Origin of the sequence: uncultured Sulfuricurvum sp. (assembly GCF_937936435.1) — a bacterium.
In the GTDB taxonomy this organism is placed as follows: domain Bacteria; phylum Campylobacterota; class Campylobacteria; order Campylobacterales; family Sulfurimonadaceae; genus Sulfuricurvum.
Map to the genome: position 1 here is coordinate 1 of NZ_CALDDG010000105.1, position 21,045 is coordinate 21,045.

At 46.2% G+C, this 21,045-nt stretch carries 23 protein-coding genes; 12 read left to right on the forward strand and 11 right to left on the reverse strand.

The window, feature by feature from the left end; all coding sequences use genetic code 11:
• From Q0389_RS09900 to pyrH, 3 genes are all read right to left on the reverse strand, one after another.
• Nucleotides 1-1,971: RelA/SpoT family protein (locus tag Q0389_RS09900; RefSeq protein WP_298693848.1), on the reverse strand; the 1,971-nt coding region annotated here is incomplete at its 3' end.
• A gap of 19 nt (nucleotides 1,972-1,990) precedes the next feature.
• Entirely contained in the window at nucleotides 1,991-2,206 is a 216-nt protein-coding gene (locus Q0389_RS09905; protein WP_298693849.1) for a DNA-directed RNA polymerase subunit omega, read from the reverse strand.
• A gap of 23 nt (nucleotides 2,207-2,229) precedes the next feature.
• Nucleotides 2,230-2,940, reverse strand: a complete 711-nt coding sequence (gene pyrH / locus Q0389_RS09910; RefSeq protein WP_298693850.1) for a UMP kinase — start codon at nucleotides 2,938-2,940, stop codon at nucleotides 2,230-2,232.
• Between the two features lie 96 nt (nucleotides 2,941-3,036).
• On the opposite strand from pyrH, the gene Q0389_RS09915 reads away from it, so the two are divergent.
• Entirely contained in the window at nucleotides 3,037-4,365 is a 1,329-nt protein-coding gene (locus Q0389_RS09915) for a hypothetical protein (protein WP_298693851.1), read from the forward strand.
• A 1-nt stretch (nucleotide 4,366) separates the two neighbouring features.
• On the forward strand, nucleotides 4,367-5,464 hold the full coding sequence (locus Q0389_RS09920) for a trypsin-like peptidase domain-containing protein (protein ID WP_298693852.1): 1,098 nt from the start codon (nucleotides 4,367-4,369) through the stop codon (nucleotides 5,462-5,464).
• Here the strand turns inward: Q0389_RS09920 and Q0389_RS09925 are convergent.
• On the reverse strand, nucleotides 5,427-6,047 hold the full coding sequence (locus tag Q0389_RS09925) for a DUF502 domain-containing protein (RefSeq protein WP_298693853.1): 621 nt from the start codon (nucleotides 6,045-6,047) through the stop codon (nucleotides 5,427-5,429). The two genes, Q0389_RS09920 and Q0389_RS09925, sit on opposite strands and share 38 nt — an antisense overlap.
• A gap of 91 nt (nucleotides 6,048-6,138) precedes the next feature.
• Here Q0389_RS09925 and Q0389_RS09930 point away from each other — a divergent pair, with 91 nt between their 5' ends.
• From Q0389_RS09930 to Q0389_RS09940, 3 genes are read left to right on the forward strand one after another with little or no spacing between them, the layout of a single operon-like run.
• A complete protein-coding gene (locus Q0389_RS09930) occupies nucleotides 6,139-8,091 on the forward strand; it encodes a M3 family metallopeptidase (RefSeq protein WP_298693854.1) in 1,953 nt (650 codons plus the stop codon).
• Nucleotides 8,092-8,144: 53 nt separating this feature from the next.
• Complete coding sequence (locus tag Q0389_RS09935) at nucleotides 8,145-9,098, forward strand: endonuclease/exonuclease/phosphatase family protein (protein ID WP_298693855.1); 954 nt, start codon at nucleotides 8,145-8,147, stop codon at nucleotides 9,096-9,098.
• Nucleotides 9,099-9,122: 24 nt separating this feature from the next.
• Entirely contained in the window at nucleotides 9,123-9,863 is a 741-nt protein-coding gene (locus tag Q0389_RS09940) for a CHAD domain-containing protein (protein ID WP_298693856.1), read from the forward strand.
• Here the strand turns inward: Q0389_RS09940 and ung are convergent.
• From ung to purH, 4 genes are all read right to left on the reverse strand, one after another.
• Nucleotides 9,844-10,518 (reverse strand): uracil-DNA glycosylase, encoded by a 675-nt coding sequence (gene ung / locus Q0389_RS09945; RefSeq protein WP_298693858.1) that lies wholly within the window; start codon nucleotides 10,516-10,518, stop codon nucleotides 9,844-9,846. The two genes, Q0389_RS09940 and ung, sit on opposite strands and share 20 nt — an antisense overlap.
• A 4-nt stretch (nucleotides 10,519-10,522) precedes the next feature.
• A complete protein-coding gene (locus Q0389_RS09950; RefSeq protein ID WP_298693859.1) occupies nucleotides 10,523-10,909 on the reverse strand; it encodes a helix-turn-helix transcriptional regulator in 387 nt (128 codons plus the stop codon).
• 3 nt (nucleotides 10,910-10,912) lie between these two features.
• A complete protein-coding gene (locus Q0389_RS09955) occupies nucleotides 10,913-11,815 on the reverse strand; it encodes a DnaJ C-terminal domain-containing protein (protein WP_298693861.1) in 903 nt (300 codons plus the stop codon).
• Nucleotides 11,816-11,963: 148 nt separating this feature from the next.
• Nucleotides 11,964-13,499, reverse strand: a complete 1,536-nt coding sequence (gene purH, locus Q0389_RS09960; protein WP_298693862.1) for a bifunctional phosphoribosylaminoimidazolecarboxamide formyltransferase/IMP cyclohydrolase — start codon at nucleotides 13,497-13,499, stop codon at nucleotides 11,964-11,966.
• A gap of 71 nt (nucleotides 13,500-13,570) precedes the next feature.
• On the opposite strand from purH, the gene Q0389_RS09965 reads away from it, so the two are divergent.
• Entirely contained in the window at nucleotides 13,571-14,065 is a 495-nt protein-coding gene (locus Q0389_RS09965; RefSeq protein ID WP_298693863.1) for a DNA-deoxyinosine glycosylase, read from the forward strand.
• Here Q0389_RS09965 and Q0389_RS09970 read toward each other — a convergent pair.
• Nucleotides 14,054-14,854, reverse strand: coding sequence for a D-alanyl-D-alanine carboxypeptidase family protein (locus Q0389_RS09970; protein WP_298693864.1), 801 nt, complete (start codon nucleotides 14,852-14,854; stop codon nucleotides 14,054-14,056). The genes Q0389_RS09965 and Q0389_RS09970 overlap by 12 nt on opposite strands.
• Nucleotides 14,855-14,991: 137 nt before the next feature.
• Between Q0389_RS09970 and Q0389_RS09975 the strand changes: the two genes are divergently transcribed.
• Genes Q0389_RS09975 through Q0389_RS09995 form a run of 5 tightly spaced genes read left to right on the forward strand, consistent with a single transcriptional unit; the run spans nucleotide 14,992 to nucleotide 19,402 of the window.
• Nucleotides 14,992-16,110, forward strand: a complete 1,119-nt coding sequence (locus Q0389_RS09975; RefSeq protein ID WP_298693865.1) for an MlaE family lipid ABC transporter permease subunit — start codon at nucleotides 14,992-14,994, stop codon at nucleotides 16,108-16,110.
• Nucleotides 16,107-16,862, forward strand: a complete 756-nt coding sequence (locus Q0389_RS09980) for an ATP-binding cassette domain-containing protein (protein WP_298693866.1) — start codon at nucleotides 16,107-16,109, stop codon at nucleotides 16,860-16,862. The genes Q0389_RS09975 and Q0389_RS09980 overlap by 4 nt, the downstream gene beginning before the upstream one ends.
• A complete protein-coding gene (locus Q0389_RS09985; RefSeq protein WP_298693867.1) occupies nucleotides 16,846-17,814 on the forward strand; it encodes an MlaD family protein in 969 nt (322 codons plus the stop codon). Before Q0389_RS09980 ends, Q0389_RS09985 begins: the two co-directional genes overlap by 17 nt.
• 2 nt (nucleotides 17,815-17,816) lie before the next feature.
• Nucleotides 17,817-18,422, forward strand: coding sequence for an ABC-type transport auxiliary lipoprotein family protein (locus Q0389_RS09990; protein ID WP_298693868.1), 606 nt, complete (start codon nucleotides 17,817-17,819; stop codon nucleotides 18,420-18,422).
• Nucleotides 18,419-19,402 (forward strand): 6-phosphofructokinase, encoded by a 984-nt coding sequence (locus Q0389_RS09995; protein ID WP_298693869.1) that lies wholly within the window; start codon nucleotides 18,419-18,421, stop codon nucleotides 19,400-19,402. The genes Q0389_RS09990 and Q0389_RS09995 overlap by 4 nt, the downstream gene beginning before the upstream one ends.
• On the opposite strand, the gene Q0389_RS10000 is transcribed toward Q0389_RS09995, so the two are convergent.
• A complete protein-coding gene (locus Q0389_RS10000; RefSeq protein WP_298693870.1) occupies nucleotides 19,356-20,219 on the reverse strand; it encodes a TIGR01777 family oxidoreductase in 864 nt (287 codons plus the stop codon). The genes Q0389_RS09995 and Q0389_RS10000 overlap by 47 nt on opposite strands.
• A 109-nt stretch (nucleotides 20,220-20,328) precedes the next feature.
• On the opposite strand from Q0389_RS10000, the gene Q0389_RS10005 reads away from it, so the two are divergent.
• Nucleotides 20,329-20,664, forward strand: coding sequence for an NGG1p interacting factor NIF3 (locus Q0389_RS10005; RefSeq protein WP_298693871.1), 336 nt, complete (start codon nucleotides 20,329-20,331; stop codon nucleotides 20,662-20,664).
• Nucleotides 20,665-20,693: 29 nt separating this feature from the next.
• Here Q0389_RS10005 and Q0389_RS10010 read toward each other — a convergent pair whose 3' ends face one another.
• Complete coding sequence (locus tag Q0389_RS10010; RefSeq protein ID WP_298693872.1) at nucleotides 20,694-21,026, reverse strand: cytochrome c; 333 nt, start codon at nucleotides 21,024-21,026, stop codon at nucleotides 20,694-20,696.
• Nucleotides 21,027-21,045: the final 19 nt, after the last annotated feature.

Below are 21,045 nucleotides of genomic sequence, written 5' to 3' on the forward strand. Positions count from 1 at the left end.
AAAGGTGAGTAAGTCGGCGAGAGAGCCTTGTGCGCTTTGCATGCTGATGATCAGATGATAGCGATAATAGTGTTGTGCTTTCCAGCGTACGAATACCATCGGTTCATGCCGATCGATCATCGCCGCGGCATTTTTACACATTTTATGATGGACGTGTGCTTTCCCGTCTTGTAAAAAACCGACGATTTCATCGCCCGTTTTCGGATGACAGCAGTAATCGAATACCACATCGCCGATATTGGTATTGGCATACACTTCCAAAGCTGCGAAAACGTACGGTTTCACTTTAAACCGATTCCGTGCCAGAAAAGCTCTAAAGCGGTTGTTCGTCCGTATCTCTTGTGTAAAACGATTCACCGTTTCTTTAAGCAAATCCAATTCGCTTGGTATGCGGTGACGTTGCTCTTCCAAGTGAGTCTGCGAAAACAGTTCGTTAATGCGGGACTGATTCAAATGGAAAATCGTTGTAATGATATTGATTCCGCTTTCGGTATCGATCATACGGATCCGCTGATTGCAATTGGCCCGCATACTCGATTTGGCACGTGATGTTTTAACGGCATCTATCCAGCTGCAACGTGTAATCTTTTTCGGCGAGGCAATGATTTTGACCATATCGCCGTTATGCAGTTCGGTTAGAAGCGATGCTTTTTCTTTATTAATCAGACATCCTTCGGCACTGTCGCCGATTTCGGTATGTATCGCATAGGCAAAATCCAAAGCCACTGCACCGCGCGGTAGCGTAAACGATTTTCCTTTCGGCGAAAAAACGCTGATATCGTCACTGTAAAGATCGTTTTTGATCAATTCGTAAAACGCTTCGACCGACTCGTTTTGGTACTGGAGGTTGTGAAGCCAATCCAGACTGATCGGATTGTTATTCCCGCTTTTATATTTCCAGTGCGCCGCAACGCCCAATTCCGCCGTTTTATGCATATCGTACGTTCGTATCTGCACTTCGAAAATCGCACTCTCATGAAAGACGGTCGTATGAAGCGTCTGATAACCGTTCTCTTTCGGAATCGCGATATAGTCTTTGAAACGGGAACTCAGCGGTTGGAAGTTCAAATGGACCATTCCGAACACCCGGTAACAATCCAGCGGTTTTTTTACCAAGATACGTACAGCAAGCAGGTCCAGAATCTCATCGATACTGATCCCTTTTCTCTGCATTTTAAGATAAATCGAGTAATGGTGTTTTACACGACTGAGAATTTCGAAATCGTCTTCATTGAAGCCGTTTTCGAGCATCATTTTCGTCAGTTTCTCGCAAAAAGCGTTCAAGCGCGCGTTGATCGAACGGTAGTTCTCTTCAAGATACATATCGATCGCCCGTTTCTCTTCGAGAAAAAGATAACTGAAACTCAAATCTTCGAGAAGGTTTTTGAGAAACGAAATCCCCAAACGCTGGGTAATCGGGGCATACACGACGAGAGTCTCTTCCGCGATACGGTGCTGTTTGGCGGGGCTTAGTGCCCCAAGGGTCAGCATATTATGAAGACGATCGCACAGTTTAACGACCAATACCCGTACGTCTTCGATCGACGCTACCAGCATCTTTCGAAACGATAATGCAGAAACGACCAATTTTTCATCTGAATGCGAAGGGATGAGCTGTGCATCGCGGATCGCATCGATTTTGGTCAATCCTTCGACCAGATGGGCAACATCGGAGCCGTAATCGCGTTCAACATCCTGAATCGTTATATGGGTATCTTCGACGACATCATGCAACAGTGCCGCGATCACCATCGCTTCGTCCCCTGTGATGTTGGCGACGATAGAAGCGACTAAAACGGGATGAACGATATAAGGTTCACCGCTTTTTCGCGTCTGATTTGCATGTGCTTTGCGTGCGAATTGGAGGGCGTTTTCAATCGCCTCGGAGGAAGGGATACTTTCATAAAGATACGTTACCGCATCTTCGACATCATTGATCCTGGTTACTTTTTCAATATCGATAGTATTCAATGATGTAGCTCTTGAGGAATTAGTCTTTGTTTACAAAGCCTTTGATAGTGATATGCCCTTCGGCGATCTCCATCAAAGCGATATCCGCCGTTTTTGCTTTCTTCATATCGACATTTAATTTTGTCGTAGCACCGTTTAGCAGCTCTTCAGAACGTTTGGCGACTGCCAACGCCAATTGGTAACGGTCGATATTTGCAGTTTCTAATGCTTTTGCGGTAAGTTGTTCAAGTCTCATTTTGTATTTCCTTTGATTTGGATTTATTTCACGATAGAGCAACGTTCAGTATTGCCCTGAATGATTTCAAGAAGATTACCCGGAGTAAACATGTCACACACGATAATCGGCAGCTTATTCTCTTTTGCCAATGCGATAGAAGTATCGTCCATTACTTTGATATGATCTTGGAGCGCTTCGTCATATCCCAATGTCGGGAGTTTGACCGCATCAGGATATTTTTTAGGGTCTTTGCTGTAGACACCATCTACTTTAGTAGCTTTTATGATTACTTCCGCGCCGATTTCGATAGCACGGAGGGTCGCAGCGGTATCGGTCGTAAAAAACGGGTTACCGGTCCCTGCGGCAAAAATCACGACACGTCCCCGTTCGAGATGGCGCATCGCACGACGGACGATAAACGCTTCGGCGATTTGTTCCATTTTGATGGCACTTTGTACCCGGACCTGCATCCCCTCATGTTCACATGCTTCCTGCATCGCGATCGCATTGATAACCGTTCCGAGCATCCCCATATAATCGCCCGAAGTACGGCGAATAATACCGTCCGCTGCCGCCGTTACGCCGCGAATGATGTTACCGGCACCGATGACGATACCGACTTCGATTCCCGCATCCGTAAGTGTTCGGATCTCAGTTGCAATGAACTTGAGGATTTTCGTATCGATGCCATGACCGTTTTCACCTGCCAAAGCCTCACCCGAGAACTTTACCAAAACACGCTTATAGCCCATACAACCCCCTTTTAAAGTACGCGTATTATACTTTATCGTCGCTTTAAGGTTGCTTTGATTACACTAAGCAGTATATAAAGAGAAGGAAAATCAAGGGTGAAAGTGTTTGAGAGCATCCGATCGTGGTTCAACCCGCCCCCGATGCATGAAGCGCCGCAATACGGTCGGGGGATTCATGCTCTGCCCAATCCGAAGGAACAAGAACTTTTCGACGAAGCTTCCGAAGGATTTATCCACGGTGACACTCTTCTGGGATACGAGCGTTTCCTCTCCTCTTTACTCCATTGCAACGGTACATTTGCGCAGCCGCATTTGAGCATCGAAATCGAAAAAGATTCGATCCGCTTTACGTTGATCCAAGGATATGCCCTCATTCGGGGAACCATCACTTCCGAATCGTTACAGGCTCATGCCGATATTGCCCATAGTAAAGCGCTGCATGTTGCCATGAAACGCCGTTTTCTCGAACGTAATTTTCAACTCACCTATTGCCGTTTTAGCGATACCGACGGAGTTGTTCGTCTTTCGGTCCGGCTAAACAATGCAACCGTCACCCCGCAAAAAATCTTTTTTCCGCTACGTGAAATCGCCCTCAACGCCGATTACGAAAAAGAGTTTATCGCCAGTGAATTTGAAGAATCGTTGCTACTCGACTGCACGCATATCATCCCTATCGAAGCGGAAAAAACCAAGCGATATTTTGAGTGTATGAAACACTGGATCGCCCAAACCCGGCAAAGTCTTGTCGGGCTTTTGTCCAATGACAATACCGGCATGGTCTCTTTTAGCTATTTGGCGTTGCTGTTGCAAATCGATTATCTCCTTCTCCCTCATAAAAAAATGGCGAAAAACATCAGCGAAAAGATCAACGGCTATTTCATGGACGATGAAAAGCTGACCGAAGATAAAAATGCCGAATTGGAAAAATACCTCGGGGAGCTGGAGGCAATGAGTCTTGAAGAGTTTTCTTCCCAGCTCTACGATTCGGCCTATACCTTTTCCCCGTTCGATCAGGCGATGCATGACGAAATCGCCTCTTTTATCGACGAATCTCTAGGCAAAGTACGATGGTACAAAAACAACCGTTCCAACTACGTCATCAGCGTCATCTACCGCTATATCTCACTCTATATTCTGTATAACTACGGTCTTCATCCTTCACTGCGGGCGCTTTTGCATCTGCATGTCGAGGTCTATGCCGCCGATTTTTTCAAAGAGCAGGGAGATACGCCCCTTTATGATTTCGAAACCCGTCAGTTTCAAAAAAATCTGATTTCCAAACGGATCGCCGAAGCGATCGAACCGTACACCGGCCGTTACAAAGGGCTAAGAAACTTCAGTGACAGCGTCAACTACAGCGATCTGGACCATTTCAGCCAAAGTTTTTATCTTCAAATCAAAAATCTCGATTTTACGGAGTCGTAAGGTGAATCTATCCACCCAAAAAATGGTCGAACAGACCATCGAGAGCATCGTCCAAATCACAAACCCCTACGGTAGCGGAAGCGGTTTCGTAATCGATGGGCTTATTATCACCAATTCGCACGTTGTAAGCGGTCTAAAAGAGGTCTTAATCAGTACCAAAAGCCTCGCCAAAACAATCGGAACCGTAGTCTATGACGACCCTGCGTTCGATCTGGCATTCATCCGTTCCCCGGTGCCGATTAAACCTACTCATGCACTCTTGCTTGCGACTTCACCGATCCAAGACGGAGACGGGGTTATCGCTATCGGTCACCCTTACGGACTTAATTATTCCACTACCGAGGGGATCATATCCAAATCTTCGCGCCTTCAGGGGGAAGTCGAATATATCCAGTTCGATGCCGCGATTAACCCCGGCAACAGCGGAGGTCCGCTTTTAAACGAAACCGCCGAAGTCATCGGTGTCAATACGTTTATAATTCAAAACTCCAATAACCTCGGCTTTGCCCTCCCCTTTTATACGCTCAAAGAGGCGATGGATCAGTTTTATGCTCTAAATCAAGAGAATATTATCCGATGTGTCTCCTGCAAAAATCTGATTTTTGAAGAGGGTATCCAAAACGACTATTGCCCTAAATGCGGGACGAAACTCGAAGTTGCCAAACGCAGACGTGAGGGGTACAAACCGTCCGGAACCGTAGCGCTCGTCGAAAAGATTTTAGTGACGCTGGGAATCAATGTCACCCTTTCGCGCCGAAGCCAACGGAGCTGGAGGTTTGAGAGCGGAGTCACCCGCTTCGATATCAACTACTACGACAACGGTATTATTATCGCAGATTCGGCATTGTGCCGGATTCCGCAGGAGAATATCGAAGCGTTATACGATTACCTTTTACATGAAAACGCCAATTTAGAGCATCTGCAATTTTCAATCAACGAAAATACGATATACCTCTCGTTTATTGTAGTCGACTCCTCGTTGGAAGAGGCCTACGGCACCGCCGCACTGCGAAAACTCTATCATAATGCGCCTCTTTATCAAAAAGATCTGCTGGAGAGATTTAAAGCACTTGAACCGAAGTTTGACGAGTTTGAATAAGGGCGGCAATCTCTTCGCGTTTTGGGAAATCGGCTCCCATACTGATGATAAACGACGAAGCTTCCTGTAACGTTACGGTTGTTTTGAGAATCAGTTTTTCATCGACGATAACCGTATACCCGCTTGTCGGATTCGGAGAAGTAGGAATGAATAAAACGCAAATGTTTTGATGACGGTTTAATAAATACGCAGGAACCCAGACATCGTTTTTCGGATATTCGACCAATACAACCTCTTTTTTCGTCCCGTCTTCCCCGCCGCTAAGCATCGTCGCCAATTTTTTTGAAACCGAATAGACCGATCGGATTGCCGGTATTTTTTCAAACGTATTGTCGATCATCGAAATAAAAATGGAACGACCGTATTTTTCGATCGAAAACCCGAGCAATGCAAATACCCCGATCACCCCTATCATCAGTGCTAAGGTGATTTCGAACGAATCGGTATAATCGTGTAACGAAAGATACGCGCTTACCCCGAGATTTTTCAGATAATTGACCACGACGATCACCAGGATCAGAGGAAACAGGGAGAGAGCCCCGACAAAAATATAACGAAGCAGTAGTTTGATTATTGCACTCATCGGTATAAACCTTTTTGGTAATGACAAATTGTCGAATTATAGAATACTTTTTGAAAGCCTACACTACAATAACGACTTTACAGGAGAGAACATGCACCCTTTTACCGATTTTACCCTTAATCTGGAAACATTTATCGATGACCTTAACCGCCTGATCGCCGATTATCATCAAACCATCGATACGCTACTTGCTATCGAAGGAAAAACCTATAACAATTTCGTCCGTCCTTTCGATTTTATGGAAGAAGAGATGGAGCTCTTGTTTACCCCATTGTCGCATATGAATGCCGTCAAAAACTCCGAAGCCACTCAAAAGGTCTATGCTGACGCCCTCCCGATCTTAACCGAATATTCCACTTTTATCGGCCAAAATCTCGCAATCTACGAAGCATTTAAGCAGATAAAAGCAACTGAGTATGACAAACTCAATATCGAACAACGTCGTATTCTCGATCTAAATATCCTCCATTTTGAACTTGCCGGCGCCCATCTCGATGAAAGTTCGAAACAGCGTTTGGCCGAAATCAACCTCCGTAAAAGCACTCTGACAAATGACTTTTCCCAAAACGTTCTGGATGCTACCAATGCATATGAAAAAATCATCACCGATGCGGCCGATGTCGAGGGAATTCCCGAAAGCGATCTTGAAAACGCCTGTTTCGAAGAAGACGGCGTTACTAAATACCGTTTTACTCTTCAGATGCCCTCCTACATCGCCTACATGACATACGGCCCTAACCGCGCCATCCGCGAGGAGCTATACCGCGCCTACACGACCCGCGCACCGCAAAACGGCGAAATCATAGACGAGCTGATGCGACTGCGGCAAGAGAGTGCCGAATTACTGGGTTTCCAAAACTATTCTGAATATTCTCTGGCCTCCAAAATGGCGCCCGATCCTCAAAGCGTGTTAAAATTTTTGAATGAGTTGGTGGATGCTTCACGTCCGCAGGGGGAAAAAGAGATTGCCGAATTGCGTGCATTTGCCGGCGATATCGATTTGCAAAGTTATGACAGTGCCTATTACGGCGAAATGCTTAAAAAAGCGAGATACGACATCGACGAAGAAGAATACCGCCCTTATTTCGAGCAGCACAGTGTCATCCTTGGAATGTTTACTTTTTTAGAAAGCCTGTTCGGGCTCCGTTTCGTTCCTCAAACGTTGGAACTCTGGGATGAGAAAGCGACGGCTTACGATATCTACGAAGGAGATAACCTCCGCGCCCGCGTCTATTTCGACCTTGAAGCCCGTAAAGGCAAACGCGGCGGCGCATGGATGCACAATTTTCAAACCCACTGCGAAGACACGCAAGGATGCACCCATCTCTCCAGTGCTTTTGTCGTTTGTAACTTCCCGCCCTCCAGCGAGACTTCCCCGTCTTTGCTTCGGCACGATGATGTCGTCACACTATTCCACGAAATGGGACACACCCTTCATCATCTTCTCAGCCGTGTCAAAGAACACGGGGTTAGCGGCGTTAACGGAGTCGAATGGGATGCAGTCGAGTTTCCTTCGCAGTTCCTCGAAAACTTTGCCTATGAGCCTAAAGTTCTTAAACTCTTCGCCAAACATTACGAAACCGCAGAGGTTCTCAGCGACGAAATGATTGCGAAACTGATCCGTGCCAAGAATTTCCAAAGTGCGCTTTTTATGCTTCGCCAGCTTGAGTTCGCTCTGTTCGATTTCGAACTCCATTCCCGGCTGTATCAGGGTGAAGAGGTTCAACATCTCCTCGATACGATTCGTGCCCGAACTGCATTAATCACTCCGCCGAGTTATAATAAATTCCAAAACGGATTTTCCCATATTTTCAGCGGCGGCTACAGTGCCGGATATTACAGCTATAAATGGGCGGAAGTCCTCAGTGCCGATGCCTATTACGCTATCGTCGATGAGGGAGTATTCGGTTCCGAACTGGCTCGCAAGTACAAAGAGATCGTCCTTGCAAAAGGGGGAAGCCAAAGCATGCAGGAACTCTTTGTCGAGATGATGGGAAGAGAGTGCGAGAGTAAAAATCTGCTCAGACTCAGCGGAATCGATTAATGCGTCTATTCTGGCTAATAGGGCTGATGATCTCATGGTTATGGGGAGGCGAAATGAAAATCGCGACATACAACGTCGAAAATCTTTTCGATATGAACGATGACGGAACCGAATACGAAGAGTATATCCCCAACGGATTGTGGGGATGGGATGAAACGATGTATCGGACAAAACTGCGCCATACGGCAGAGGTGATCCGCGATATCGGTGCAGACGTCATCGGATTGCAGGAAATCGAATCCGAGAGTGCCCTCAAAGATCTCAAAGCCGAACTCAACCGCCAAGGGCTTTATTACCCCTATTATGCATTTGCCAGAACCAAAAACTCTACCGTCAACAATGCACTTCTGAGCCGTTATCCGATACAAAGCGCACTAAAACTTCCGGTCGGCGCAAGCCGTAAATACCGCGATATTTTAGAGGTTAAAATTCTCCTGGACGGGAAACCTCTACGCATTTTCGTCAACCACTGGAAGTCCAAAAGCGGTCCGGAGAGCGAACGGATTCTCTGTGCCAAACGGCTTGCACTGCGTTTAAAAGAGCTTCCTCCCGATGAACCTTTTGTACTGATAGGGGATTTCAACTCCCATTATGAAGAGTACCGCACTTTTCTACGAAGCCGAAAACACAACGATACCGACGGTATAACCGGAATCAATCATATCCTACATACCATCGATTCTGATAACAACCCCGTTACCTACGGTTCGCTGGAAAAAGATGCTACCTATCTTTATAATCTCTGGTACGAACTTCCTGAAAACAGACGGTGGAGCCATCAGTACAGAAAAACCGAAGAAGCCCTCGACAATATCATCATCTCCCCTGCATTGGCAGATGGAAAAGGGATCGAATACGCACGCGGTAGTTTTAACCGTTTTGATCCCTCTTATCTCTTTTATAAAAATAAAATCTACCGCTGGCAACAAAGCCGCAAGTACCCGAAGCACCATTTAGGGGAAGGCTATTCGGATCATTTACCTATCTATGCCGTATTCACATTCTAATCAGAAACGGGCTATAATGGGTGAATGGAACTTTTGCCACTGACAAGATACATCTCCTACCATATTTATCATACCATCCTTCTCATCCCGAAAATCACCCTCGATTCCGATCCTGCAAACCTGCACCAATTCCGTGTATCATTGCGCCGGATACGGGCTTTACTCAAACTCTACCCATATGTGCCGTTGTCATTTCCCCCTATCCTCAAACAATTTATCAAACGAACCAATCCGCTGCGAGAGCTTGATGTATTACTTGCCGATATCTCCTCGAAGAATTATCCGAATGCCTATCGCCATATCACCGAACTTCGCAACGACTATTACGGTGAACTCTTCGACGATCTTCACAGAAAAGAGATATTGGAGGTTTTAAATGAGTTTTACGACAGCGTGATCGAGTGCAATCCTTCAACCGATACGCAGCAGCTTATCTACGATGCACTATCCTATTATCAGGAGAGTATTAATCTATACAACGCGCTCACTCCGCAAACTCCTGAAAAAGAGCTGCATGCCCTTCGTATACGGTTTAAAATATCGCGCTATGCTTTGGAATTTCTGACTGAGAGTTCTCTGCACGACGAAGGGGAAAAAATCACTCAGTGCAAAATGTTGCAAGATCATCTAGGGAGAATTCAGGACATTTCCAACCAAATCGAATGGTTTCAGGCACTCTATCGCCGCCATCCGATTAAAGAGTTTTCCAAACTCCTCAAAGAGCGTAAAAAACAGCTAAAGATTTTCAAAGAGTCCAGTCGATAGGAGCGATTGCATGCTGTTGCAGATATCGATTCGTTTGCGAAAATGGTTTTGATCCGAAAAACCCCCGATACGAAGAGAGAGGAGAGGGATGCGGAGCTTTTAAAATCAGATGTTTTTTACCGTCAATCAAGCCCGATTTTTTCCCTGCGGGAGCCCCCCATAATATAAAAACGATATGCTCGCGTCGCTCGCTCAACGTCCGGATCACCTGATCCGTAAAACGTTCCCATCCCCTCTCTTTATGTGAGAAGGCTTCACCCGCACGAACGGTTAACAGCGTATTGAGGAGCAAAACCCCCTCCTGCGCCCAATGACTCAAATCCCCGTTTTTGGGATACGGACATCCGATATCGTCGACAAGTTCTTTAAATATGTTTTGCAGTGAAGGGGGAAGAGGGATTCCCTGTTGAACGGAAAACGAAAGACCGTGAGCTTGCCCAGGCCCATGATAAGGGTCTTGACCCAGTATTACGACTTTAACCGATTCAAAAGGGGTCGAATTAAATGCATTAAAGATATGGCTACCTTGCGGAAAAATCGTATAGCGTTTTTTTTCTTCGACCAAAAAGGCTTTTAGCTCTTCCATATAGGGGTGAATAAATTCATTTTTAAGAGCCTCTTTCCAGCTCTCATGGATAATCGGATTGACGGACATAACGTTACTTCAAAATGTCGTCTTCAAAAATGACCATTTCGTAAATGCTCCGTTTGGTGACAAGCGATTTTTCCGGAGGAACACCGCTGGAATTGCGCATACGGGCAAGTTCCAGACGCATCTCTGAGAGCTCTTGCTCCATCATCTCCATTTTATCTTTTAAACGCATGACGACGTCGACTCCGGCGAGGTTCACTCCCAACTCGCGGGTGAGACGGAGAATCGTTTTAATCTTTTCGATATCGCGTTGGGAATACAGACGTATCCGACCATCCGAACGTGACGGCGTAATCAGGTTTTCCCTCTCGTATTGACGGAGCGTCTGCGGATGGATATCGAGGATCTTGGCTACGATGCTGATCATGTAAACCGGTTCGTCAAAATGGTGCATCATTTACTCCTGCGGAAGGGATTTTTTCATCTGCTCGACTAACGCCGGATCGATTTTCTCCACTGCAGGGAGAACGATATTGGCTTTAAGATACAAATCGCCGCGAACGTTGGTTTGGCGATTCATAACCCCCATCTCTTTGAGCCGGAAACGCTGAGAGTTTTTCGTGTTTTCCGGAACTTTGAGAGTAACCTCTTTTTCCAATGTCTGAACGCTCACTTTTCCGCCGAAAAGAGCGGCATAGAGCGGGACATTAAACGTTTTGATCAGGTTATCCCCCTCCCGTTCGTATTCTGGATTTGCCGCCACGTCGATGCGAAGATACAAATCGCCGACTTGATTTCCGGCACGTTTTCCTTTTCCTCGCACACGGAGCTTTTCGCCGCTTTTAATCCCTGCGGGAATTTTAATGTCGAAACTCTCACCGCTTAGACTGATCGAATGTTTTCCACCCAATACCGCAACGGCAAACGGAACGGTGACGTTGGCATCGATATCGAGATTCATTCCCCCTCCGAAACCGCCTCCGCCAAAACCGGCTCCCCCATTAAATCCGCCGAAGCCGCCTCCGCCAAATCCGCCGCGTCCTCCTCCGAAACCGCCTGCACCGCCGAAAATATTGCGCAGAATCTCGTCTAGATCTACATTTCCTCCCTGCCCTCGGGCAAAATCGTGGAAATTCTGACCGCCGAACATCGAGTCGCCGAATTGGTCGTATTTGGAACGTTTCTCTTTATCGCTGAGCACTTCATAGGCGGCATTAATCTCTTTGAATTTCTCTTCGGCCTTCGGGTCTTTGTTCACATCGGGATGATACTGACGCGCCAATTTTCGATAGGCTTTTTTGATCTCGGCGTCACTTGCGCTCGAAGAAACTTCTAATGTATCGTATAAACTTTTTGACATATTCAAATCCTGGTAATAATGATAATAATTTAACTGTAAAAATTATAGCACTAAGATTGAGTCAATGTCAATCAAGGTTAAAAAGAGGTTTTCGTAGATTAGGGGAAAAGAAAGGATTTCACATTGCGCCGTAGAGGCGCAACTTATCTTAGTGGAGAAAGTGGCGTACACCGGTGAAATAAAGGGCCATCCCATGCTCGTCCGCCGCCGCGATGACTTCCTCATCCCGTACCGAACCGCCCGGTTGGATAACGGTTTTAACTCCCGCTCCCGCTGCCGCATCGATTGAGTCACGAAACGGAAAGAACGCTTCGGAAGCCAAGGCTGAACCGCTGACATCCAGCCCCATCTCTTCGGCCTTTTTGAGTGCACAGCGTGCCGCATCGACACGGGAAGTCATCCCCATACCGACCGCTACCATCGCCGCATCTTTAACGTAGACGACACAGTTTGATTTCGTGAGTGACGCGACTTTATAGGCAATCTCGGCATCTTTCATCGCCGCTTCATCGGCAACATGTTTCGTTACCAATTTAGCATTTTTCACTTCATCCGCAGTCACTTTGTCCGCATCTTGGAAAACGAATCCGCCGTCGATATGTTTGAAATCGATTGCATCGTTGCTTAATGCAATACGATCGCTGCCGTATTCAAACAATTTAAGCCGTTTCTTCGGTTCAAATACTGCTTGAGCCTCTGCATCGATACGTCCTGCGATAATCACTTCGAGGAACATTTCGTTCATTTTCTCTGCTAACTCTTTCGTCACGACACCGTTTACCGCGACCACACCGCCGAATGCCGAAATCGGATCGCATTTAAGCGCTTCATTATAGGCGTCCAAAAGCGAATTACGGATCGCAAATCCGCAAGGATTCCCGTGCTTGACGATACAGATTGCATTCTCATCTCCGAATGCCGCCGCGATTTTTACCGCTCCGCTGATATCGGTAAGATTGTTAAAGCTTGCTTCCCCCTTGAGGGTTTTGAAGTTTTTGCTGAAGAATGCGTCAAACTCATACAAACCGCCTTTTTGGTGAGGGTTTTCGCCGTAACGGGTATCCATTACTTTGTTTCCGACGATGAATTGTTTTGAGCCCATACCGTTGTTGAAACGTTTGTTCATGTAGTTGGCGATCATGCTGTCATACGCCGCCGTGTGCTCATACGCTTTAATCATCAAATCACGGCGAAATTCCATCGTGTTTTCACCGTTGGCGATGGCGTTGAGGACGAGTGAATAATCTGACGGGTCAGTGAGGATAATGACACTGTCAAAGTTTTTTGCCGCAGAGCGGACCATCGCAGGACCGCCGATATCGATGTTTTCGATGATCTCTTCGAAATCGTCGGTTTTCTCGATCGTCGCTTTAAACGGATAGAGATTGACACACACCAAATCGATCGCTTCGACACCCAGTTCTTTTGCCTGATCGAGATGCGATTGTTTGTCGCGACGGTGCAAGATTCCACCGTGAATATACGGATTGAGAGTTTTTACGCGCCCTTCAAAACACTCAGGGAATTTGGTCACTTCGTCGATCTCGATCGCAGCGACGTTTGCTTCTTTGAGCATTTTATACGTTCCGCCCGTCGAGATGATTTGATAATCCAAACCGATCAGAGATTTGGCGAATTCAACGATGTTGCTTTTATCGCTGACACTGAGCAGTGCACGCTTCATGGCAATCCTTTGATAAAATTAGTGGCGGAATTTTAGCCGAAACTGCTTTAAGGTAAGGTAAAGTTTCAAGTATGAATACGTATAGCCATCCTTTTCCCCCTATCATCAATAACAATACACAAATACTTTTCCTCGGAAGCTTCCCCAGTATTGCCTCATTTGAGCAGTCTTTCTACTACGCTCATCCCCGTAATGCCTTTTGGCCAATCCTTGAAGAGATATTCAATATACGGTTGGAAACCAATGAAGCCAAAAAAACGTTTTGTCTCGAAAAGGGGATCGGATTGTGGGACGTTATAGGGAGTTGTGAGCGGAGCAACTCAAGCGATACGAATCTAAAAAACTGTATTCCGAATGATTTTGAAAAACTGTTACGTGACTATCCTAATATCCGAGCACTCGGATTTACGGGGCAAAAAAGCTACGATTTGTTTAGGAAGCATTACAAAGATTTAGAAGTAGAAAGAGTCCTGCTCCCTTCCACTTCTCCAGCCCATGCGGCGATGAAGAGAGAGGAAAAAGCACAAAGCTATAAAGATTTTTTAGATAAGTTTCTAACTGTTTAATACTTGCTCAAAAATATTTTTCGCCGTTTTCCAACGATCCACTTTCGCATTCATCATGACGATGACGCAATCTTTACCGTCTTTTTTCGCACGCGCTATAAGACAGGCTCCCGCTTTATTGGTAAATCCGGTTTTGATACCGACCGCATAAGCGTATTTATGTAAAAGGCGGTTGTGCGTATAAGCGACGAATTTTCGATGGGTGTTTTGAGAGTAATAAATGTGATTATTAAGTTTACTGATAGCGTTGAATTTAGGATTTTTGATCGCGTATTCGGTCAGTTTTAGCAGATCGTTCGGGGTCGAATAATGTTCTTTGTCATCAAACCCGCAAGGGTTTTGGAAATGGGTATGGCGCATGCCGATCGCTTTTGCTTTTGCGTTCATCATATCCACAAAATGCTCTTTGGTCCCTCCAAGCGCAATAGCGATTGCCATAGCTGCATCATTGTCCGAGTGGATCATAGCTGCGCGAACCAAATCGCTCAAAATGATCTGATCCCCTTTCTTATATCCCGCGATGGTCGGCTCGACACGGGTCATCTCCCGCGTAATCGTGACAGTCTGATTCATTTTCCCGCTGTTGATTGCCAAAAGCGCCGTCATCACTTTCGTCAGACTGGCAGGCTTGAGGGTTTTTTGCCCCTCTTTCGAATACAAAACATGCTCGGATTTTAAATCTTTGACTACCAATGCTCCCACTTTCAACTTATCGAGTTCATGCTTGTCGATATCGGCAAACAAACTCATCGAAACAATCAGTGAAAGTCCGATAATTTTTTTAATCATCTAAAATCCTTACTTTATCTTTTTAATTTTATACATTTAAAGCAAATGGCATGCCAATGCCGATCCGTGCCCTTTTCTCGAAGATCGCATTACAGGCTGGTAATGGAAAAAAACCTCAAAAGTGATATAATCAACCCATGCAAATCACACTTCCGGCTTCTATCGACATTGTCAATGCCGAAGATCGTTGTATCATACGGTGCAGCGGATCATGGACAATCCCGTATCTCGCATCCGCCGCCAGAGAGCTGGAATCATTTCGACCGGATAAAGCCGTCTCTCTGGATGTTAGCCATGTCAGCGAACTCGACTCGGCAGGCGCAGCACTGTGGCAGATGCAATTACGTGCGATCAAAGACCAGGGACTGGAAAGCGAATTGATCGGAGTCAAAAGCGAGCAAAATACACTGTATGAACTCCTTTATGGACATCCTCTAAAAAAAGCGAAGGCTCCGCTTCCCGATTCATGGCTTTACGCACTCGGAAAAGCGACCCATACCCATGTGTTGGGAATAGGCGAATTTTTAGCCTATCTCGGGGAGGCTTTCGTCCTTTTATTTTACACCCTTACCCACCCGCTAAAAATACGTTATCGATCGATAAACGCCCACATCTATGCTACCGGAACCAGCGCTTTGCCGATTATAGCCCTCAGCGCATTTTTGATCGGAGTCGTCATCGCGTATCAAAGCATCGTACAGCTTCAAAAATTCGGTGCGGATGTTTTTATCGTCGATACGATAGGTATTTCCCTCTCTCGGGAACTGGCCCCGCTCATCACAGCCATCGTCGTAGCAGGACGAAGCGGTTCGGCTTTTACCGCTCAAATCGGTGCCATGAAAATGACCCAAGAGATCGACGCGATGAGGACAATGGGATTTGAACCGTTTACTTTTTTGGTTTGGCCGAGGGTATTCGCGCTAATGATCGTTATGCCGCTGCTCATCTTTTTTGCCGATATCGTCGGTATTTTCGGGGGGATGGTGATCGCAGCAGCCCAATCTCATATAAGTTTCACCGAATTCATACATCGGCTTCAAGGAGCACTGGCCGTCAAACATTTTATAATCGGTATTATCAAAGGCCCTTTTTTCGCCTTTTTGATCGCGATGGTCAGTACCTATCGAGGCTTTCAAGTCTCTTTAAATACCGAAAGCATAGGGTTATACACCACGAAAAGCGTCGTCAATTCAATCTTTTTAGTCATCGCCTGCGATGCCCTTTTCTCCATTCTCCTCACAGAGCTGAAATTATGACAATGCCGATTATCGAAGTACGTGACGTCGTGACGTCGTTCGGGGCTAATATTATCCACGACCGTATCAGTTGTACGGTAAATCATAATGAAATATATGCCCTTTTGGGAGGGAGCGGTTCGGGAAAATCGACTTTATTGCGTGAAATGATTCTGCTCCAGCGTTTTCAAAGCGGTACAATCAACGTGTTGGGATACGATCTTGAAAACATCACTCCTGCCGATGCCCAGAACCTTCGACGTCAGTGGGGGGTATTGTTTCAATCAGGAGCCTTATACTCTTCTCTTACCGTCGGCGAAAATATAGCTATCCTCTATAAAGAGTATACCGATTTGCCCCACTCGATGATCGATGAACTCATCGCCCTTAAAATCGATCTCGTCGGTCTTCCGGCGCACGCCCGCTATCTCTATCCCAGCGAACTCAGCGGCGGAATGATCAAACGTGCGGCATTGGCGCGGGCGTTGGCACTGGATCCGAAGCTGCTTTTTTTGGATGAACCGACATCCGGACTCGATCCTCTCAGCTCACGGCAATTTGATGCATTGATCCGACAGCTCAGAGATCTGTTGGGGCTGACGGTGATCATGGTGACACATGATTTGGATACCATACATCATATCGTTGATCGTTTCGCCCTCCTGGGTGAAAAAAAAATCATTGCGGAGGGGACTCTCGAAGAAGTTTTCGCCCAAGATCATCCGTTAATCGATTATTTCTTTCAAAAGGGGTCTTATGGAATCAAAAGTTAACTACACCGCCGTAGGAATTTTTGTCCTGTTACTCGGTTCTGCCCTCATCGCTTTTGCTTTTTGGCTCGGAAAATACAATCAAGATGAAGGAAATTACCATCGCTTCCGCGTCTATATTACCGAATCGATCTCCGGCCTCTCGCCCGAAGCCGCCGTCAAATTCCATGGAGTCGACGTCGGGATGGTCGAATCGATCCGAATCAATCCGAAAAACAGCGAAGAGGTCGAACTGACACTTAAAATCCATAAAGACACTCCGATCAAAACCGATTCCACTGCCGTCTTAAAATTTTACGGTATCACGGGATTGGCATTTATCGAAATCGTCGGCGGTTCCAAAGATGCCCCCCTTTTAAAAACCGCTAAAAACAACATTGCGATCATCCCTTCATCTCCTTCATTGATCAAACGGCTCGATGAATCGCTCAGCAATGTCGCCTTTAAACTCTCAAATGCACTCGATCATGCCGACCGTCTTTTTAGCGAACAAAATATTGAAAATGTCGCTCAAACACTTGAACATCTGCGTTCGCTGAGTGCACAAATCGACGGCTATCAGGCTCAAATCAGACTCTTACTGCAGCAAACGTCTCAATTGGAAAACAATGCCAGCGAATCGCTTTATGCGATGAAAAATGCGGCAGACAGCGTCAAAAATTCTTCTGATAAATTTAATCTCATGATGCAGACAAAAATGAACGCTGCGCTGGACTCTCTAAACACCGCTTCACGCGAAAGCCATACTCTGATCCGTAAAATTGAAGAGTCGCTTGAGCGCGGCGACTATAACCTCAATGCGATCGCCTCGCCTGCTGCTTCCGAACTCGGAGATTTGATGCGACAGACGCAAACTCTTTCGAATGAGATGGAGATGACGTTACAAAATCTGCGAGAGAGCCCCTCAGATCTCTTATTCAAACAATCCACCCCTAAACCCGGACCAGGAGAATAATTATGCGAACTTTTTATTTGTTTATCCCCGTTTTATTGCTCTATTCGGGGTGTTCCACCGTCACCCCCAGTATCAGCGAATATACGATTCTTCCCAGCCCTGTGCTAGCAAATGCGTCGGCAGAAAGTTCCTCATCACGGACACTGCGTATCGCCTCGATCAAAACGCTCCCCTCTCTCGCATCCAAAAATCTCTATTATTTTTATGAAAAAGGGGAAAGCGGCCATTACCTCTACAGCCGCTGGAGCGATACCCCTTCCGTTTTACTTGAACGTTCTTTAAGCTCCGTACTTCAGGAAAAAAATATGTTCAAAGCTTTTTTCCCCTCTTCGTCTTCGGCACAAAGCGACCTCATCCTCGAATCCGACCTCAACGCTTTTTACCATCGTCTCAACGACAACGGCACCAGTCAAGGCTACCTCGATATTACGTACCGGTTGATCGACTCTACGACCAAAAAAACGATCGGTTCAAAACACTTTACCATCATTACCCCAGCCCCGACAAACGATGCTAAAGGTGCCGTAGAGGCGCTTACACGTGCGACGGAAACCGTAAGCGATCAGTGTGCGCAATGGCTAATCACAACACTCAAGGAGAAACAATGAGCGGCAATATCGGAATCTTATGTTCGGGAGGAGATGTTTCGGGGATGAATCCTGCCCTGAAGCGTTTTGTCGAATATTCCTACATGAAAGGGATGCAGCCCTATTTCATTTACCACGGATTCGAGGGGTTGATTGATAATAAGATTGAAAAAGCCACTTACAGCGATGTCGCCGGTATCATTACCCGAGGGGGGACCAAAATCGGATCGGCCCGTTCCGAACGGTTCAAAGAGGAGAGATACCGTACCCTAGCAGCCGAAAATCTCAAAGCACACGGTATCGATCGGCTCGTCGTCCTCGGAGGAGACGGAAGTTTTCGGGGTATGGAACGTTTTTTTGCCGATACCCAAGTCGCCTTTTGCGGCATCCCCTCTACCATCGACAACGATATCAACGGCACCGACTATTGTCTGGGAGTCGATACGGCTCTGGGAGTCATCAAAGAGGCTATCGATCAGATCCGCGATACCGCTTCCTCGTTCAACCGTGCGTTCGTTATCGAAACGATGGGACGCAACTGCGGTTATCTGGCACTGGTTTCCGCCATCACTTCGGGTGCCGAAATCTGTTTGATTCCCGAAATACCGATCGATATTCATGAGTATAAAGGGTGTTTCCAATCCCAGATTTCCAAAGGGCGCGATTATTTTATCGCTATCGTCTCCGAAGCGCTTCAAAACAGTAATGAAGTCGCCCAATGGTTTGAGAAGGAATTAGGCTTCGAATCGCGGGTAAGTATTTTAGGCCATATTCAACGCGGCGGCAATCCGAGCGTATACGACCGCCTCATGGCATACCGTTTTGTCACTTACGCCATCGATGCGCTTCTGGAGGGGAAAACCCATTCGGTTATTTGTTACGACAAAAGCCATTTCACGTTTAAAACAATCGATGAAGTAGCACTACACCCTTATCATCTGGATGAAGAACTGCTCAATCTCGGGCGTGAGCAATTTGCACCATCGCACTGTCAAATGTAGGATAAAGAAAAGTAAACCCGTTTTCCTGAAGCACTTTAGGATACACCTCTTTGGAATCGAGCATCACGCGCGATCCTTCCCCGAAAGCCAATTTTACAAGCCATGCGGGAAGATCAAAAAATGTCGGCCGATGCAATATTCGTCCCATCGCTTTTGTTTGTGCCATATTGCTGATCGGTTCGGGAGAAGTCAAATTCACAATCCCTTTTATCTGCGTATGCTCGATGAGGAAAGCACACGCACGCACCAGATCTTCCAAATGGATCCAAGAAACCATTTGAAATCCGTCTCCCATTTTCCCTCCAAGCCCCATCTTAAAAGGGGGAAGCATTTTCGTCATTGCCCCTCCCGCAGAACCGTATACGACCCCAAAACGCATTGTACAAACCCGTGTGCGATCCGATTGTGCCCGCATCGCGCTGTATTCCCAATCATGGACCAATCCGGCTAAAAAATCATCTCCGAGATGGCGCGAAGACTCATCATGCTGATGAAAAGAGTCGTATATCCCTACGGCAGACGCATTTAAAAGCGTGTGCGGCGGTTGAGTGCAAAGTGCTATCGCCGCTACCAGCTTATCGGTCGTATCCAATCGGCTTGTACGTAAAAGTTCTTTATAGCTTTTGCTCCAGCGTCCTAGAATACTGGCACCCGCTAGATTAATCAGAACATCACATCCGTTTACCTTCTGTACAATCGATGCAGCATCACTCGATTTTCTGACACTGATACCGATAACAGTATCACCTTGTTTTTCAAAATAGCCTCTTAACGCACTCCCGACAAATCCGCTCATTCCGCATATTGCTATTTTCATCGATATTCCCTTTTCATAGTACGTTAATTGTAGCTTACTCGCAGCATTAGTGGGTTTAAAGATATAATTGGTTCAACGCTTTAATCCTAATCTAATTCCTGAGGTTATCATGTTATACCAAGTGATCGTCTATGTTCCCTTAAGCCATGCCGACAGTGTCAAAAATGCCCTTTTTGACGCTGGAGCCGGCCATTACGAACATTATGACCGATGCAGTTGGGAGACATCCGGAACAGGGCAGTTTCGTCCGCTTGAAGGCTCTAAACCCGCCATCGGAGAGTTCGATACTCTAGAATACGTCCAAGAGATAAAAATTGAGATGATCTGTACCGACGGAGCGCTACGCAATGTTTTGGAAACGCTTAAACACGTTCATCCTTACGAAGAACCGGCTTACGGGGTGATTGAATTGAAAATACTTGAAGATTTTTTAGAAAAGAAGTGAGAAGATTTCCCCGAAAGGGGAAAGAGGCATCAGCCGCAAGAAGGAACGTTGCCTGAATCTGAACCGTATTCGAACAAGAAATCGCGAAGATCTTGTGATTGTGCTTTAAACATATCGCCGTTGAAGAACGGTTCTGCTTTTGTACCGGCATGTTTTTTGATAATGCCCGCACCGTTGTTTGCGAATAGATCATCCCATTCGTCTTGTGTATGCATAGCGGCACCTTTAGTCCCGTTACCATGACAGTTTTTACATGTTTTCAAATAAGATTTTTGACCTTTTTTGATATCGGCAGATGCCGTTGTACTCATCATCCCGACAGCTACAACTGCCGCGAGGAAAAATGAAGCTGACTTTTTCATCGTGTTCTCCTTCAAAAGT